The organism is Ensifer sp. EB106-03-01-XG145 (assembly GCF_058792075.1).
In genome coordinates, this window is record NZ_JBYTEC010000001.1 from 843,764 (window position 1) to 859,122 (window position 15,359).

A 15,359-nucleotide genomic window follows, 5' to 3' on the forward strand; every position below is an offset into this window, starting at 1 on the left:
ATCGCCGCGCCTTGACCCCCACCGGAACTTGACCCTCAACCGGAAGAAAGCTTGATCCGCATGGCCCGCCTCGCTGCCGCATTCGCCGTTCTGGTTCTTTTGCTGGCGACGGCGGGCATCGGGCGGGCGGAGGAGGTCTTCTCCGCCTACCGCTCCGTCATCGATGTCGCCAAGGACGGCACGATGACCGTCACCGAGACGATCACGGCGACGGTCGAAGGCAACAAGATCCGCCGCGGCATCTATCGCGACCTGCCTTTGACCTTCACCGACGCGAAGGGCAAGCGCAGCAAGGTCGACTTCGAGCTGCTGTCGGTCGAGCGCGACGGCGAGGAGGAGCCCTACCGTACCGAATCGATCAGCGGCGGCATCCGTATCTACACCGGATCGGCCGAGGTGTTTCTCGAGCCGGGTGAGCACACCTTCCAGTTCACCTATGAGACCGGCCGGCAGATCCGTTTCTTCGACGATCACGACGAACTCTACTGGAACGCGACCGGCACGGAGTGGGATTTCCCGATCGACGAGGCGAGCGCCACGGTGACCCTGCCGGAAGGCGTCAGGGCGGAAGCACTCGATTTCTTCACCGGCGGCTACGGCGCGACCGGCAAGGACGCCCGAGCCTCGCGGGACGGCAGCGAGATCTTTTTCGCCACCACCCGCCGTCTCGATCCGCGCGAAGGGCTGACGATCGCCATCAAGATGCCGAAGGGCAGCATCATCAGGCCGTCCTCCAGCCAGGAGAACGCCTGGTGGCTGCGTGACCACCTCGCGCTTGTCATCGCCGGTGCCGGGCTTGTCCTCGTCCTCATCTATTACAGCCAGGCCTGGTTGCGGGTCGGGCGTGACCCGGACCGCGGCGTCATGGTGCCGCGCTGGGATCCGCCGGAAGGCATCTCGCCGGCGCTGGTCAACTACATCGACAACAAGGGTTTTTCCGGCGAAGGCTGGACCGCACTGTCGGCGGCAGCACTCAACCTCGCGGTCAAGGGCCACGTGGTTCTCGAAGATCTCAAGAACGCCATCGTCATCGCCGCCACCGGCAAGGGAAGCAACGAAAAACTGCCGACCGGCGAAGCGGCCGTCATGAAGGCGGTCAATGCGGCCGGCGGCACGCTCACGATCGATCGCGCTCATGGCACACGAGTGCAGGCGACCGGTGCGGATTTTCGCAATGCCATGGAGCGCGAGCATCGCGGCAAGTACTACCTGGCGAACAGCGGCTACATCGTCGCCGGGGTCGTCCTGTCGGTCCTGGCGGTCGCGGCGGTCTTCCTCTTCGGCGATCTCAGCGAAGACAGCCTGCCGCTGGTAATCGTTCCCGTCTTCATCGCCTTCTTCGTGTCGATCCTCGCCGTCTCATTCGGCAAGTCGCTGCGCCGTGAGAAGAGCCTGATGAGCCGGATCATGTCGATCGTGGTGGTCGCCTTCATCGGCTTCGTGGCCTTCACGATCTTCTCGGCGATCCTCGCAGCCGTCTCCTACTCGGCAGCCGAAACCGATGAGTTGCCGCTGTTGTTCGTGATCGGCGCCATCGTCCTCGTCAACGTGTTGTTCTTCTTCCTGATGGGTGCGCCGACGCCGCTCGGCACGCGGATGATGGATGGTATCGACGGGCTTAGGCAGTACATGACGCTCGCCGAAAAGGACCGGATGAACATGCAGGGCGCGCCTGAAATGTCGCCCCGGCATTTCGAGACGCTTCTGCCCTATGCGGTAGCGCTCGGCGTCGAGAAACCGTGGACAGAGACCTTCGATCGATGGCTGCTCGCCGCCGCGGCGGGAGCGGCGGCGGCGGCCGCCTATCAACCGAGCTGGTATCACGGCGACGGCTTCGGCTCGAGCACCTTCGGCGACCGTATCGGCGGATTTGCCGGTTCGATGGCGGACACGATGACCTCGTCCCTGCCTCCCCCGCCCAAATCGTCATCGTCAGGCTTTTCGACCGGCGGCGGCTTCTCCGGCGGCGGCGGTGGCGGTGGCGGCGGTGGTGGTTGGTGAATCCGCAGCGCGCTCGGGCATAGAAAGCCAAAATCATCGCGGCGCTTGGTGACAATGTTGCCAGAGATTGCTAAGTCCGCCGCAACCGTCAGGAACAGAAAAAGTCGCTCCCATGCCCGATCTTCTTATCGAACTCCGCTCCGAGGAAATTCCTGCCCGCCTGCAGCGCAAGGCGGCCGGCGACCTCAAGAAGCTGCTGACCGATGCCCTGGTGGAGGCGGGCCTGACCTATGAGGGTGCGCGCGAATATTGGACGCCGCGCCGGCTGACGCTCGATATCCGTGGCCTCAACGCCCGCTCCGCGGATATTCGCGAAGAGCGCAAGGGCCCGCGCACCGACGCCAACGAGAAGGCGATCGAAGGCTTCCTGCGTGGCGCCGGCCTCTCCTCGATCAGCGAGGCGCATGTTCACAGCGATCCGAAGAAGGGCGATTTCTATGTCGCTCACATCGTCAAGCCGGGCCGTCCGGCCGAAGAGATCATCGCCGAGGCGATGCCCGGCATCATCCGCAATTTCCCTTGGCCGAAGCCGATGCGCTCCGGCGTGGCGTCGGCAAAGCCCGGTGCGCTTCGCTGGGTCCGCCCGCTGCAGTCGATCGTCTGCACCTTCGGCTCGGAAACCGAGGAAACGCATGTGATCCCGTTTGAAGTCGACGGCATCGTCGCCTCGAACGTCACCTATGGTCACCGTTTCCACGCACCGGAAGCGATTACGGTTCGCCGCTTTGCCGACTACGCCGAAAAGCTCGAAAAGGCGAAGGTCGTTCTCGACGGCGAACGCCGCAAGGAGATGATCCTTGCCGATGCGCGCAACGTGGCTTTCGCCAACGGGCTTGAGCTCGTTGAAGACGAAGGTCTTCTGGAAGAGGTCTCCGGCCTCGTCGAATGGCCGCAGGTGCTGATGGGCAGCTTCGAGGACGCCTACCTCGAAATCCCCTCGGAAATCATCCGTCTGACGATCAAGACCAACCAGAAGTGCTTCGTCACCCGCGCACCTGGCGCCGAAACGCTCTCCAACAAGTTCATCCTCGTTTCGAACATCGAGGCGAAGGACGGCGGCAAGGAGATCGTGCACGGCAACGGCAAGGTCGTGCGCGCCCGCCTTTCGGACGCCGCCCATTTCTGGCACCGCGACCAGGGCAACCTGCCGGATCTCGAAACGCTGGAAGCGTCCGCGGAAAAGTTCGCTCTCGATCTCAAGAAGCCGCTCGACCAGCGCATGGCCAAGCTCGACGCGCTGAACGTCACCTTCCACGCCAAGCTCGGCACGCAGGGCGAACGCGTCGCCCGCATCCGGGCGCTGGCCGCTGAACTCGCCAAGGTGATCGGCGCGGATCAGAAGCTCGTCGACCGCGCCGTGGTGCTCGCCAAGGCGGACCTGCGCACCGAAGCGGTCGGTGAATTCCCCGAGCTTCAGGGCATCATGGGTCACAAATACGCGCTGCTTCAAGGCGAAGAGCAGTCGGTCGCCGATGCGCTCGAGGATCACTACAAGCCTCAGGGCCCGTCCGATCGCGTGCCGACCGATCCGGTGGCGGTGACCGTCGCGCTTGCCGACAAGCTCGACACGCTCGTCGGCTTCTGGGCGATCGACGAAAAGCCGACCGGCTCGAAGGACCCTTATGCGCTGCGCCGCGCGGCACTCGGCGTTATCCGCCTGATCCTGGAAGGCAAGGCGCGCCTGGCGTTGCTCCCGGCCTTCGAAGCCGCGCTCGTTGCTCTCCGAGCACAGAAGCCGGCGCTTGCAGGCGACGTTTCCGCCGATCTGCTCTCCTTCTTCCATGACCGGCTCAAGGTCTATCTGCGCGATCTCGGCGCCCGTCACGACCTGATCGACGCGGTTCTGACGTCGGATTCGGACGACCTGCTGATGATTGCCCGCCGCGTCGAGGCGCTGACGGCCTTCATCACCGACGAGGAAGGCCGCAACCTCCTGGCCGGCACCAAGCGTGCAACGCAGATTCTCGCGGCCGAAGAGAAGAAGGGAACGACTGTCGCCGACGCCGTCGATGCCGGCCTCTTTCGTCTCGATGCCGAAAAGGCGCTGCACCAGGCGGTCGAAACCGGTTCGGGCGAAGCGCGCAACGCGATCGCCAAGGAAGACTTCCGTTCGGCGATGGAAGCGCTGGCAAGGCTGCGCGAGCCGGTCGATCAGTTCTTCAACGACGTGCTGGTCAATGATGACGATGCCGCGATCCGAGCGAACCGGCTGGCGCTGCTTGGCCTGATCCGTTCGGCAACCGGCACTGTCGCGGACTTCTCCAAGATCGCAGGCTAAGGCGAAAAGGTCGGCTGCCGGCTCCGGAAGCATCCGCTGTTGCTCCCGCACAAACGTTCAAGCGGGTCGCCGTGAGGCGACCTATAACCTGTCTCCATCACGCAGATGGAGACAGCCGATGGATACCGCGACGAGGACCCACAAGCCGATCAATTTCGCCGAAAAACTCTCGCTCTTCAGGGATCAGTGGCAGCCGCGCGTCATTGCCGAACTCAATGATTATCAGTTCAAGATCGTGCGTATCGAGGGCGACTTCATCTGGCATGATCACAAGGATACCGACGAGGCGTTCATCGTGCTTGAAGGTACACTGCGCATCGATTTCCACGACGGGTCGGTGACGCTTGGGCCAGGAGAGATGTACGTCGTGCCGAAGGGTGTCGAGCACAAGCCCTATGCGGAGCGCGAGGTGAAGATGCTGCTGATCGAGCCGCGCGGCACCCTCAACACCGGCCATGAGGGCGGCGAACGCACGGCGGAAAACGATCCGCTGGATCTGACGCGCGTGGCTGCTCACTGCATGTCTCAAATCGACCTCGATTTGAGGACGAATTCATGCAGCGCGGCGCTGTAGGGTCGGGATCGCGCTTGATGACCATCCCGCCTCGGAGTAGGAAGGCATATGCCCGCAAAGATCCTCGTCAGCGCCTGTCTCATGGGCCATGCCGTCCGTTATGACGGTCAGTCGAAACCGCTCATTCATCCGGCGGTCGATCGCTGGCGGGCCGAAGGCCGTCTCGTGACCATCTGTCCGGAAATGTCTGCCGGCATGCCGGTGCCGCGCCTGCCAGCGGAAATTGCTTCAGGCGCCGTCGGCAAGGATGTGCTCGAAGGCGAGGCGAGGGTGGTGGAGATCAACGGCCGCGATGTGACCGAAGACTTCGTGCGGGCCGCCGAAAACGCGCTTTCGCTGGCGAAGGAAACCGGCTGTCGTTTTGCGCTGCTGATCGATGGCAGCCCGTCCTGCGGATCCGGCTTCGTCTATGACGGCAGCTTTTCCGGCGCTCGCCATCCGGGCGAAGGTGTGACGGCAGCATTGCTCGCCGGCAGTGGCATCGAAGTCTATTCGGACAGGCAGATCGAGGCGCTGGTCGCGCGGATCGAAGGATTGGAAGGCCCACAATAAAAGATTGCGCCCCTGCTTCTCTCAGGGGCGCAATCTCTCGCTGTGCAGCGAAACGCCCGTCAGCCTTGCATGCAGGGGACAGCTGAGCGGGGCAGGGAACTTTCCCGATAGGAGATCAGTCTAGCCGAAGTTCGAGGGTGGACGGATCAAATTGCTGTGAGCCGTCTTCGGTTGGCGGTGCAACCGTGCCGCCCATGGAGGCGCCGATCGGCGTGACCGCGGCGGTCTTTGCGGTCTGGTCGATCGCGATCATCTTCGCGTCGTCCGCCACCGGGTTCTGGTCGTCCGCATTCGTCGAGACGACGACCGTCGGGGAGGCATCACTGTCGGTGGAAACCGCCTTGATGATCTCCGGCGAAGGCTTGCTGACGAAGACGACCGGGGAGCCACCGAGCCAGGCTTCGGTGCGCACCATCTTCATCTCGCCGTTGATTTTCTTGAGCTCGACCGTTTCGTCGCCCGCAGCGATCGTGGGTACCACATAGGTCACCTTCTTCTTCGACTGCAGCGGCGGGCACGCGGCGCAGGAGACGGTGGCGACACTGGCGTTGTCGGTCGTGCCCGACGCGAGCGCCTCGATCGACGACGCCTCTGCGTTGCCGGCGGCAAGCCCGAGGACGGTGGTAATCAGCAACAGGCGCATACGCTTTCTCCCGCAATTGTTAGCGGCGAGAATATGCGCACTCCCTTACTTTCCCGTCAGGAGAATTGGTAAAAATAGAATGATCCGGAAATGAGTTCCGCTCCGGATCACGCTTTCTCGCGTGCAACCGCACGCCAGCCGATATCGTGCCGGTAGAAGCCGTTGTCCCAGGAAACGGCCGAGACCGCCGCATAGGCTCTGTCCTTGGCCGTGCCTGCATTTGCGCCTGTTGCGGTGATGTTGAGCACGCGGCCACCGGTCGCGACCAGGGCGCCATCCTTCATCGCTGTGCCAGCGTGGAACACCTTGGTGGTGGCCGAGGCCACGGGCAGGGCGGTGATCGGCGTGTTCTTGGCGTAGCTGCCAGGATAGCCCTTGGAGGCCATCACGACGGTCAGCGCCGTCTCCTCGCGCCAATCGGCCACCATGCCGGCGAGCGTGCCGGTCGCCGCGGCATAGAGTAGAGGCAGCAGATCGCTCTTCATCCGCATCATCAGCACCTGGCATTCCGGGTCGCCGAAGCGGACATTGTATTCGATGAGTTCCGGGCCCTTGGCGGTGATCATCAGCCCGGCAAAGAAGACGCCGGAGAAGGGATGGCCGCTTTCCGCCATGCCGCGCATCGTCGGCTCGATGATCTCCTTCATCGTCCGTTCGATCATTTCCGTGGTCATGACCGGGGCGGGCGAGTAGGCGCCCATGCCGCCGGTATTCGGCCCGGTATCGCCGTCGCCGACGCGCTTGTGGTCCTGCGCGGAGGCGAGTGCCAGCGCGGTCTTGCCGTCGCACAAGCAGAAGAAGCTTGCTTCTTCGCCGTCGAGATAGGCCTCGACCACCACTTCGGCGCCGGCAGCACCAAAGGCGCCGGCAAAACAATCGTCGACGGCAGCGAGCGCCTCATCGAGCGACATGGCGACGGTGACACCCTTGCCGGCTGCCAGGCCATCGGCCTTGATCACGATGGGCGCACCCTGTTCGCGCACATAGGCCTTGGCGCTTTCGGCATCGGTGAAGCGGCCATAGGCGCCGGTCGGAATGTCATAGCGGGCGCAAAGATCCTTGGTGAAGCCCTTGGAGCCTTCGAGCTGGGCGGCGGCGGCAGACGGGCCGAAGACGGCGATGCCGGCTACGCGCAGGACGTCGGCGAGGCCGGCGACCAACGGGCCCTCAGGACCGACCACGACGAAATCGATCGCTTCCTTGCGGCAGAAATCGGTGACGGCCGCATGATCGTCCGTGTCGAGCGCGACGATGACGGCTTCTTCGGCGATGCCGGGATTGCCCGGTGCCGCGTAGAGCTTCGTCAGTTTGGGAGACTGCGCAATCTTCCATGCAAGGGCGTGCTCGCGCCCACCCGATCCGATGAGAAGAACCTTCATTGCAGCCCCCGATATCCCGAAATTGCTGCGCTGCGGTTAGGACGGCAGGGCGGCAAGGTCAAGGGAAAACGGGAGTCCGGGCAGCGATTCCCGCAATCGCCACCGTTCAGGCGATGGCCTGCCGAGTTTGTACGTCATCCAGCCCTTCGTCGTGCGCGTAGCGGGCGGTGCGCGTCAGCGCCCAGATGCCGAGATCTTCAATCGGCAGCGGCTTGCTGATGAGATAGCCCTGGAACAGATCGCAACCGGCTGCAGTCAGCATCGAGAGCTTCTCTGGCGTGTCGATGCCTTCGCCGACGACGGCGACGTCCTTGGCGTGGCAGAGCGCGATGAGCGCCTTGAGCACCGGCAGCGACTGCGACGCGGTGAGGTTCGAGACCAGCGCCCGGTCGAGCTTGATAGTATCGGCCGTGTATTCGATGATCTGCTGCACGGACGTGTAGCCGGCGCCGAAATCGTCGATCGAAAGGCGGAAGCCATTCTGGCGCAGGGCGTCGATGTTGCGGCGAAGCTGGTCGCTGAACTTGACGGCGAAGGTTTCGGTGAGCTCGATCTCGATCGAACGCGCCTCCAGCCCATGTCGCTCCAGGCAGTCAGAGAAATGGTCGGCAATCGCCTTGGAGTGCAGTTCGGCCGAGGAGATGTTGATTGCCAGCACCGTTTCCGGGCCGAACAGCGCCTTGAGCTGCCGGCAATCGGACATCGCCTTGTTGATCACCCACCAGTCGATCTTGGTGAAGAGACCGGAGCTTTCGGCGATCGGCACGAATTCATCCGGGGTAACATTGCCGAGGACCGGCGAGTACCAGCGCAGCAGCGCTTCGCAGCCGGTGACGCGGCCTTCGGTGTCGACCATCGGCATGTAGACGAGATGGAACTGTTCGTCCGGATCGAGCGCGCGCAGCTCGTCCTGGATCTGGCGCAGCCGCGTGCGCTTATCGTGAAGCGCGCGCGAGAAACGGGCCGAACGATTCTTGCCGCTGGTCTTCGCCTGATACATCGCGGCATCGGCATTCGAAATCAGCTCGGCAAGGTTGGTCGCATCGTCCGGGCAGATCGCCGCGCCGATGCTTGCGGTCACCGGGTAGCGTTTGTCGGAGACTTCGAAGCCGTCCTCGAACAATCCCAGAATGGCGGCCGAGATTTCCCGGACCGTTCCGTCGCCGGGTCGCGATCGCACGAAAACGGCGAATTCGTCGCCGGAGAGGCGGGCAAGAATGGCCGGCTTCTGGCCGCGCCGCTTGGTAATGGCATCGACACGCTCGCCGATGCGGACGGCCAGCGTCTTCAGGAGCTCGTCGCCGATCTCGTGGCCGTGCTTGTCATTGACGAACTTGAAGTTGTCGATGTCGATAAACAGCAGGCTGCACTTCTCGCCGGCGGCGATTGCCTCGCGCACGGCGCCGGCGGCAAGCGCGTTGAAATGGCCGCGGTTGCTGATGCCGGTAAGGGTGTCGGTCCAGGAACTGCGTTGCACGAGTTTCAGCGATTGCACCGACTGCCGATGCAATTCGCGGATATTTTCCGTCAGCCGCCCGATCTCGCCTTTCTCCTCCATGTCGCGGATCTCGTCGCGCGCGCCCACCATCACCGCCATCACGTTGGCGTCGAGGCTTGCGATCGGGTCGGTAATGAAGCGGCGGATCAGCATGATGATCAGCCAGATCGAGAACAGGCTCATCGCCACGGCGCCGAGCGCCAGCAGGATCTTCTGCCTGGCCAACAGCGCATCGAAATGTTCGCTCGAAACCGTGAGCGTCGCATAGAGCGAGGGCCCGAGATGAACGCTTGCCGAAAGGTCTTCGGTAATCGCCAGCGGCCAGGGCTGGAGCACGATGTCGGAGCCGTATTCCTTCTTCAGTGCCTGCTGCATGTCGAGGAAGCGGTCCGGCTGGATCGCGACCTGGACGAGCAGAGCGCTCGATTTCTTGCTCGGCAGCGGCCGGGTGAAGGCGACCGGATCGAGGAAGAAGGAATAAACGATGCGTGGTCTTTGTCCCGCTTCGTAAAGATAGGTCCAGTCGGCGAGCGTGTCTTCGCGGATCAAGCGGCGGGCGAGGTTGAGCTGGGCCTCGTCGATCTGGGCGAAGGGGTCCCAGCTGTTTTCGAAATAGTAGTCCGTCTTCAGATCGGAAGTCAGCAGCGCCAGCGACACGTAGCCCGTCGGGTCGTCCAGGAGTGATTTGATGCTTTCCTGCAGCCTGACACCAAGCGCATTGGCGCGGTAGTTCTCATCCGTTTCGGACACATACTGGCGCAGCGAGTTGCCGTTCAAGAGCGCATTGAGGAAGCCCTTGCTGCGGCCGATCTCGTTCTGGAACACGGCGGCCGCATGTTCCAGGCGCTGCGACAGTTTGGCGTGTTCGAGCGCGCGGATGGAGCGGCTCTGCGTGACGTGGACCGAGACTGCCGCCAGTAGGTAGCCAGCGAGAACGACGGGGAAGATCAGGATGAGCGCGCGTTTGCCGAGATTCACTGGAAGTTCGCCAATGTGCTGATGATGCGCCGGCGCAATTGCACCGACTCTGTGGACAGTTCCTGTTGATACTGGCTCTTGGCCAGGATGTCGGGTGAGGGGTAGATGGCGGGGTCGGCGCGGACTTCTTCCGGCAGGAGCGCATAGGCTGCCTGGCTTGCCGTCGGCATGTTGAGCGCCAGCGCGTTCGCGGCAGCGCTTCCGGGCGAACCGAGATAGTCGAGCAGAGCGAGCGCCCGATCCTTGTTCGGCGATTTGGCGACGACCGACATGCAATCGAGCCAGGAAAGCGTGCCCTCCTTGGGAACGGCGTAGCGCCAGACGCCGGGCGTACCTGCCTTGTCGTTCAGCACGTGCTGGTCGCCGCTATAGCCCAGCGCCATATAGATGTCCTTGCTGACCGTCGGGTTCTGGATCGAGCTGATGATATATTCGTAGGTGAGCACCGAGGGCGCCTGTTCCTTCATCAGGCCGAATGCCGCTTTCAGCGTCGCGCTATCGTTGGTGTTGATCGATTGGCCGAGCAACATCAGAGGCGCGACGAAGGCCTCGTTGTGGTCGTCGTACATGGCGACATGCTTCGCGAGTGCCGGGGCTGGGCGCATGAGGTCCTGCCAGGAGGCCGGCGCCTCCGGAACGACGTCCGATCGGTAGAGGATGCCCATCGTGCCCCAGAGATAGGGCAGGCCGCGGCCCGAGCAGCGCTTGCGCCAGCTTTCGTCATAGTCCCGGAGCGAGGCGACGTTGGTCTCGTCGAGCTTTTCGAGCACGCCCTTGCGACCGAAGAGGGCGGCGCTGTTTTCGCCGGTTACCACCAGGTCGACGCGGCTGTTCGGATCGGCCAGCACCTCGTCGCGGGTGTCGCCGCTATCGTAATAGACCTGGTGCACCGCGACGCCGGTTATCGACGTCCAGCGATCAAGGATCTTCTGGTCGATGTAGGATTCCCAGATCAGCAGGTTCAGGGTCTCGGCCGATGCCGCCGTTGCAAATAGCAACGTCCCCAGAAAGGCCGGAATCGCCGTTCGCCCCTGCATTCTATACCCCTGCCCAAGCCCGTCAGGCGACCGTAGCGCGCAAAAATTGATGAATGATTACGTAGGGCTGCGACGGGGGATGGGTGTCGAGTGCTGCTTGTGGCGCAAGACGAAAACCGGGCGCCGCATGGCGGCGCCCGGTGAAAACGGAAGCGATTTCGGCGCGAAGAGCCTATCGCGCGGGAATCTTCGGCAGCAGGATCGTGAGGATGCCAAGCAGCGGCAGATAGGAGCAGATGGTGTAGACGAACTCGATGCCCTGCCGGTCGGCAAAGATGCCGAGCACGGCCGCGCCCATGCCGCCGAAGCCGAAGGCGAAACCGAAGAAGACGCCGGCGATCAGCCCCACTCGGCCCGGCACCAGCTCCTGGGCGAAGACGACGATCGCCGAGAAGGCCGAGGAGAAGATCAGGCCGATGATGATCGACAGGACGCCGGTCCAGAAGAGGTTCGCATAGGGCAGCAGCAAGGCGAAGGGGATGACGCCAAGGATCGAGAACCAGATGACGAAGCGGGCGCCGTAACGGTCGCCGATCGGACCGCCGAGGAAGGTTCCGGCCGCGGCCGCGCCGAGGAACAGGAACAGCATGAGCTGCGCCTGCTGCACGTCGATGCCGAACTTCTCGATGACGAAGAAGGTGAAGTAGCTGGAGATGCTCGCCATGTAGACGTTCTTGGTGGCGGTCAGGAGCACGAGCACGGCAACCGCCCACATGACCCGCCCCTTCGGCAGCGGAAGGGCACGGCTCGGTGCCGGCCGGCTCATCGTGGTGCGGCGATGGCGCACATACCAGGTGCTGACCCAGGAGAGCACGAAGAAGCCGATGATCGCGACGATCGAGAACCAGCTGAGGCTTCCCTGGCCGAAGGGAATGACGATGAAGGCGGCAAGCAGCGGACCCATGGCACTGCCGGCATTGCCACCCACCTGGAAGAGCGATTGCGCCAATCCGTGGCGACCGCCGGAGGCGAGGCGGGCGATGCGCGACGATTCCGGATGGAAGATCGCCGAGCCGATGCCGATCAGGCTCGCGGCCACCAGCAGGACCCAGAAATCATGCGCATTCGCGAGCAGGATCAGGCCGCTGCAGGTCGAAAGCATGGCGAGCGGCAGCGAATAGGGCAGCGCCCAGCGGTCGGTGATGATGCCGACGGCCGGCTGCAGCATCGACGCCGTCAGCTGGAAGGTAAAGGTCAAGAGGCCGATCTGCACGAAATCGAGCGAATAGTTCGCCTTGAGCAGCGGATAGAGCGCGGTCAGCAGCGACTGCATGATGTCGTTCAGCATATGGCAGAAGCTGACGGCCAGGATGACGGAGAAGGCCGTCTTTTCCGGCGAGATCCCGGAAGTTGAGGTCACGGTAGACATGGGTGATTCCTTGCCGTCTCGAAGGTTGTATGCGGCAAGGGCTATCTGTACTGAGGTTGCGATTGGCCTGCTTTTGTGATCTGGTCGATTTCTTTCGTGAGTGGGCCAAATGCCGATCCGCCGATATCCCTTGCCGCAGCTTCCCGATGACGATCACTTCCGGAACCTCGATTGGGTCGAGACGGGAAACGCCCCGGTGCTGGCGCTCGGACGAGACTATAGCGCCGGTCTTCTGGTTCCCTTCCACAGCCATACGCGCACGCAGCTCTGGTGGGCGCGCGGCGGCGTCGTGCTGATGCGCACCGAGCGCGGGCGGTGGATGGTTCCGCCCGGCCATGCCCTGCTGATCCCGGCCGGTATGGAGCACTCGGCCGAGATGATCAGTGACGTGCGCATGCACTCGATCTACTTCGCGCCGGAACTGCTGCGCGCCGAACGGCCGATGGTCATGGAAATCAATCCGCTCGCCGGCAGCCTTGTCGATGCGCTCGTCAGCGTCGAGAACGAGACGATGTCGGCGCGGCGCGAACAACTGGTCACGGATCTGCTTCTGGAAGAAATCGGCCGACTGCAGGAACGCCCGCTCGGCCTGCCGTTTCCGCGCGACGAGAAGCTCGCGGCGCTGTGCCGACAGTTCCTGCAGGCGCCATCGGCGGCAGCGAGCATCGACCAGTGGGCGGATCGCATGCGCCTCAGCCGGCGATCATTCACGCGGTTCTTCCGCAAGGAGACGGGCGTTAGCTTTGTCACCTGGCGCCAACAGGCCTGTATCTTCGCTTCCTTGCCGCTCCTTGCCGATGGCGAGCCAATCACCAATGTGGCCCTTGATGCCGGCTATGAGAATGTCGCGGCCTTCACCACCATGTTTCGCCGCATGCTCGGCAGCCCGCCGAGCGTCTATCTCAAGACCTATCTTGGCCAGTGACCGGGGTTCGCCAACCGGGTATGGCAAAGGAAGGTTGAATTGACCTGGTTAACGGAATCGTAGGAACAAGCCGCAATAAACCGCCCTCGTGTCGTTCCTGCCCACCTCCCTCCCTCGGCGCAACGGCACGGTCAAACTTCGCCCCGGCGAATGATTCTTCCGGAGTTGTTTCTTGCGTATCCGTTCTCTCGTCCTCCTTTCTGGAACCCTTTTGCTGTCGGCCAACGCCGCCTCTGCCGCTGACGGCCAGTATTTCTGGTCCGGTGACTGGTATCTGAAGGTCGGTGCCACCGGCTTCCTCGGCCCGAAGTATGAAGGCGCCTCGAAGCGCATGTTCCAGGCCGCGCCCCTGATCTCGCTCGGCAAGGCCGGCAGCTCGGTCCGCTTCTCCTCGCGCAACGACAACATGTCCTATGCGCTCGTCGACCAGGGAAGTTTCCGTGCCGGTCTCGTCGGCAAGCTGATCTTCGAGCGCGACGCCAGCACCTCCAGCGACCTGAAGGGCCTCGATCCGATCAAGTTCGGCGGTGAAGTCGGCGGCTTTGCGGAGGTCTATCCGACGGACTGGCTGCGGGTGCGCGCCGAAGTCCGCCAGGGCATTCGCAGCCACCACGGCGTCGTCGCAGACGTCGCGGCCGACGCCTTCACCGATGTCAGCAGCAATGTCCGCATCTCCGGCGGCCCGCGCCTGACCGCTGCGACCAGCGACTACTACGGCGCCTATTATGGCGTGAACGACCGCGAGTCTGCCGCATCCGGCCTCGCCACGTATTATCCGCATGGCGGCGTCGGATCCGCCGGCGTCGGCGCCGCGATCACCTGGCAGGCAACGGAGAAGCTTGAGACGAGTGCCTATGCCGAGTATCGGCGCCTGCTTGGCCCTGCCGCCGATTCCAGCCTCGTTCAAGAGCGTGGCAGCCGCAACCAGGTCCTGGTCGGTCTGTCGGCGACCTACCGCTTCGACTTCACCCTTCCCTGACATTGCGCTGGTCCGGCGCCGCGACGATCTCGCCGCTTGACCGGCCGGACGGGCGGCGTCAAACAGGGGGATGAACACGTTCTCCGCCGATTCCGGCCGCGTCCACGACGCGCCCTCCAACAACTGGGTTTATCGCGTGCTGCCGCGTGCGCTCTGGCCCTATGCGCAGCTTGCCCGTTGGGATCGTCCGATCGGCTGGCAATTGCTGCTGTTGCCCTGCCTCTGGTCCGTGGCGCTGGCGACGGGCGCAGCGGCGGGCACCGAAGAATTCTCGTTCGGCCGCTTCCTGTATCATTGCTTCCTGTTCACCGCCGGCGCGATTGCCATGCGCGGCGCCGGGTGCACCTACAACGACATCGTCGACCACGACATCGATATGGAGGTTGCGCGCACCCGCTCGCGGCCGCTGCCGTCGGGACGCGTTTCGCGTCTTCAGGCGAAGGTGTTCATGGTGCTGCAGGCGCTCGTCGGCCTTGTCGTACTGCTGCAGTTCAATACTTTCTCGATCGTGCTCGGCATTCTGTCGCTCGCGATCGTGGCGATCTATCCCTTCGCCAAGCGGTTTACCGATTGGCCGCAATTCTTCCTGGGCCTCGCCTTCTCCTGGGGCGCGCTGATGGGTTGGGCAGCCGCGTTCGGCACGCTGTCGCTGGCAGCCGTGCTGCTCTACGGTGCGGCCATTGCCTGGACGATCGGCTATGACACGATCTACGCCTACCAGGACAGAGAGGACGACGAGCTGATCGGCGTGCGTTCGACGGCAAGGCGGTTCGGCGAAAATCCGCGACCGTGGCTGATCGGCCTTTATGGCATCGCGACGCTGCTGTTGCTGCTGTCCTTCGTGGCTGCCGGTGCCGGCACCATTGCCTATATCGGACTTCTGATTGCCGCGGCGATGCTGACCTATCAGATCCTGGTGTTGAACATCCACGATCCGGCACAGTGCCTGGCGCTGTTCAAGTTCAATGGGGTCGTGGGCCTGATCATCTTTGTCGGCCTGGTGCTGGCGTTTCTTATTCGCCTGATATGAAAAATCCTCCGTCGCGGCGGAGGATCCTCTTCATGCATTCGGTCCGTCCCGCTTCTGCATGTTTCCTTAAATCCTAGTCGGTTTAAGGATAAAAACATGCAGCCCTGAAATTGCTA

11 protein-coding genes and 1 pseudogene are annotated in these 15,359 nt (G+C 63.2%); 7 read left to right on the forward strand and 5 right to left on the reverse strand.

The genetic code is table 11. The annotated features are described in order from the left end of the window. Positions 1 to 60: 60 nt before the first annotated feature. The 4 genes and pseudogenes from AC3WWH_RS04095 to AC3WWH_RS04110 all read left to right on the forward strand — a co-directional run bounded on the left by AC3WWH_RS04095 (position 61) and on the right by AC3WWH_RS04110 (position 5,405). On the forward strand, positions 61 to 2,001 hold the full coding sequence (locus AC3WWH_RS04095; RefSeq protein ID WP_058320533.1) for a DUF2207 domain-containing protein: 1,941 nt from the start codon (positions 61 to 63) through the stop codon (positions 1,999 to 2,001). 112 nt (positions 2,002 to 2,113) lie between these two features. Then, positions 2,114 to 4,279, forward strand: coding sequence for a glycine--tRNA ligase subunit beta (glyS, locus tag AC3WWH_RS04100; RefSeq protein WP_113398721.1), 2,166 nt, complete (start codon positions 2,114 to 2,116; stop codon positions 4,277 to 4,279). A 118-nt stretch (positions 4,280 to 4,397) separates the two neighbouring features. After that, a pseudogene (locus tag AC3WWH_RS04105) lies at positions 4,398 to 4,766 on the forward strand (cupin domain-containing protein); the annotation flags it as partial. A gap of 135 nt (positions 4,767 to 4,901) precedes the next feature. Beyond that, entirely contained in the window at positions 4,902 to 5,405 is a 504-nt protein-coding gene (locus AC3WWH_RS04110) for a 2-thiouracil desulfurase family protein (RefSeq protein ID WP_058320411.1), read from the forward strand. Between the two features lie 115 nt (positions 5,406 to 5,520). Here the strand turns inward: AC3WWH_RS04110 and AC3WWH_RS04115 are convergent, their stop codons facing one another. The 5 genes from AC3WWH_RS04115 to AC3WWH_RS04135 form a co-directional block, all read right to left on the reverse strand. Next, positions 5,521 to 6,048, reverse strand: a complete 528-nt coding sequence (locus AC3WWH_RS04115; protein ID WP_058320410.1) for a plant virulence effector HPE1-like domain-containing protein — start codon at positions 6,046 to 6,048, stop codon at positions 5,521 to 5,523. Between the two features lie 107 nt (positions 6,049 to 6,155). After that, entirely contained in the window at positions 6,156 to 7,427 is a 1,272-nt protein-coding gene (gene purD / locus AC3WWH_RS04120) for a phosphoribosylamine--glycine ligase (RefSeq protein WP_058320409.1), read from the reverse strand. 106 nt (positions 7,428 to 7,533) lie between these two features. Beyond that, positions 7,534 to 9,903, reverse strand: coding sequence for a putative bifunctional diguanylate cyclase/phosphodiesterase (locus AC3WWH_RS04125; protein WP_058320408.1), 2,370 nt, complete (start codon positions 9,901 to 9,903; stop codon positions 7,534 to 7,536). Then, positions 9,900 to 10,940, reverse strand: a complete 1,041-nt coding sequence (locus tag AC3WWH_RS04130) for a polyamine ABC transporter substrate-binding protein (RefSeq protein WP_058320407.1) — start codon at positions 10,938 to 10,940, stop codon at positions 9,900 to 9,902. Before AC3WWH_RS04130 ends, AC3WWH_RS04125 begins: the two co-directional genes overlap by 4 nt. 172 nt (positions 10,941 to 11,112) lie before the next feature. Next, positions 11,113 to 12,309: an MFS transporter gene (locus tag AC3WWH_RS04135; protein ID WP_058320406.1), complete on the reverse strand. Its 1,197-nt coding sequence runs from the start codon at positions 12,307 to 12,309 to the stop codon at positions 11,113 to 11,115. 109 nt (positions 12,310 to 12,418) lie between these two features. Here AC3WWH_RS04135 and AC3WWH_RS04140 point away from each other — a divergent pair, with 109 nt between their 5' ends. From AC3WWH_RS04140 to ubiA, 3 genes are all read left to right on the forward strand, one after another. Continuing rightward, on the forward strand, positions 12,419 to 13,234 hold the full coding sequence (locus tag AC3WWH_RS04140) for an AraC family transcriptional regulator (protein ID WP_058320405.1): 816 nt from the start codon (positions 12,419 to 12,421) through the stop codon (positions 13,232 to 13,234). A 172-nt stretch (positions 13,235 to 13,406) separates the two neighbouring features. After that, positions 13,407 to 14,213, forward strand: a complete 807-nt coding sequence (locus AC3WWH_RS04145; protein WP_058320404.1) for a MipA/OmpV family protein — start codon at positions 13,407 to 13,409, stop codon at positions 14,211 to 14,213. Between the two features lie 70 nt (positions 14,214 to 14,283). After that, entirely contained in the window at positions 14,284 to 15,243 is a 960-nt protein-coding gene (gene ubiA / locus AC3WWH_RS04150; protein ID WP_058320403.1) for a 4-hydroxybenzoate octaprenyltransferase, read from the forward strand. Positions 15,244 to 15,359: the final 116 nt, after the last annotated feature.

Bases quoted from the DNA above. Each gene is read 5' to 3' on its own strand.
- glyS (WP_113398721.1), top strand. From the start codon at position 2,114: ATGCCCGATCTTCTTATCGAACTCCGCTCCGAGGAAATTCCTGCCCGC.
- purD (WP_058320409.1), bottom strand. From the start codon at position 7,427: ATGAAGGTTCTTCTCATCGGATCGGGTGGGCGCGAGCACGCCCTTGCA.
- ubiA (WP_058320403.1), top strand. From the start codon at position 14,284: ATGAACACGTTCTCCGCCGATTCCGGCCGCGTCCACGACGCGCCCTCC.
- AC3WWH_RS04140 (WP_058320405.1), top strand. From the start codon at position 12,419: ATGCCGATCCGCCGATATCCCTTGCCGCAGCTTCCCGATGACGATCAC.
- AC3WWH_RS04110 (WP_058320411.1), top strand. From the start codon at position 4,902: ATGCCCGCAAAGATCCTCGTCAGCGCCTGTCTCATGGGCCATGCCGTC.
- AC3WWH_RS04095 (WP_058320533.1), top strand. From the start codon at position 61: ATGGCCCGCCTCGCTGCCGCATTCGCCGTTCTGGTTCTTTTGCTGGCG.
- AC3WWH_RS04115 (WP_058320410.1), bottom strand. From the start codon at position 6,048: ATGCGCCTGTTGCTGATTACCACCGTCCTCGGGCTTGCCGCCGGCAAC.
- AC3WWH_RS04130 (WP_058320407.1), bottom strand. From the start codon at position 10,940: ATGCAGGGGCGAACGGCGATTCCGGCCTTTCTGGGGACGTTGCTATTT.
- AC3WWH_RS04135 (WP_058320406.1), bottom strand. From the start codon at position 12,309: ATGTCTACCGTGACCTCAACTTCCGGGATCTCGCCGGAAAAGACGGCC.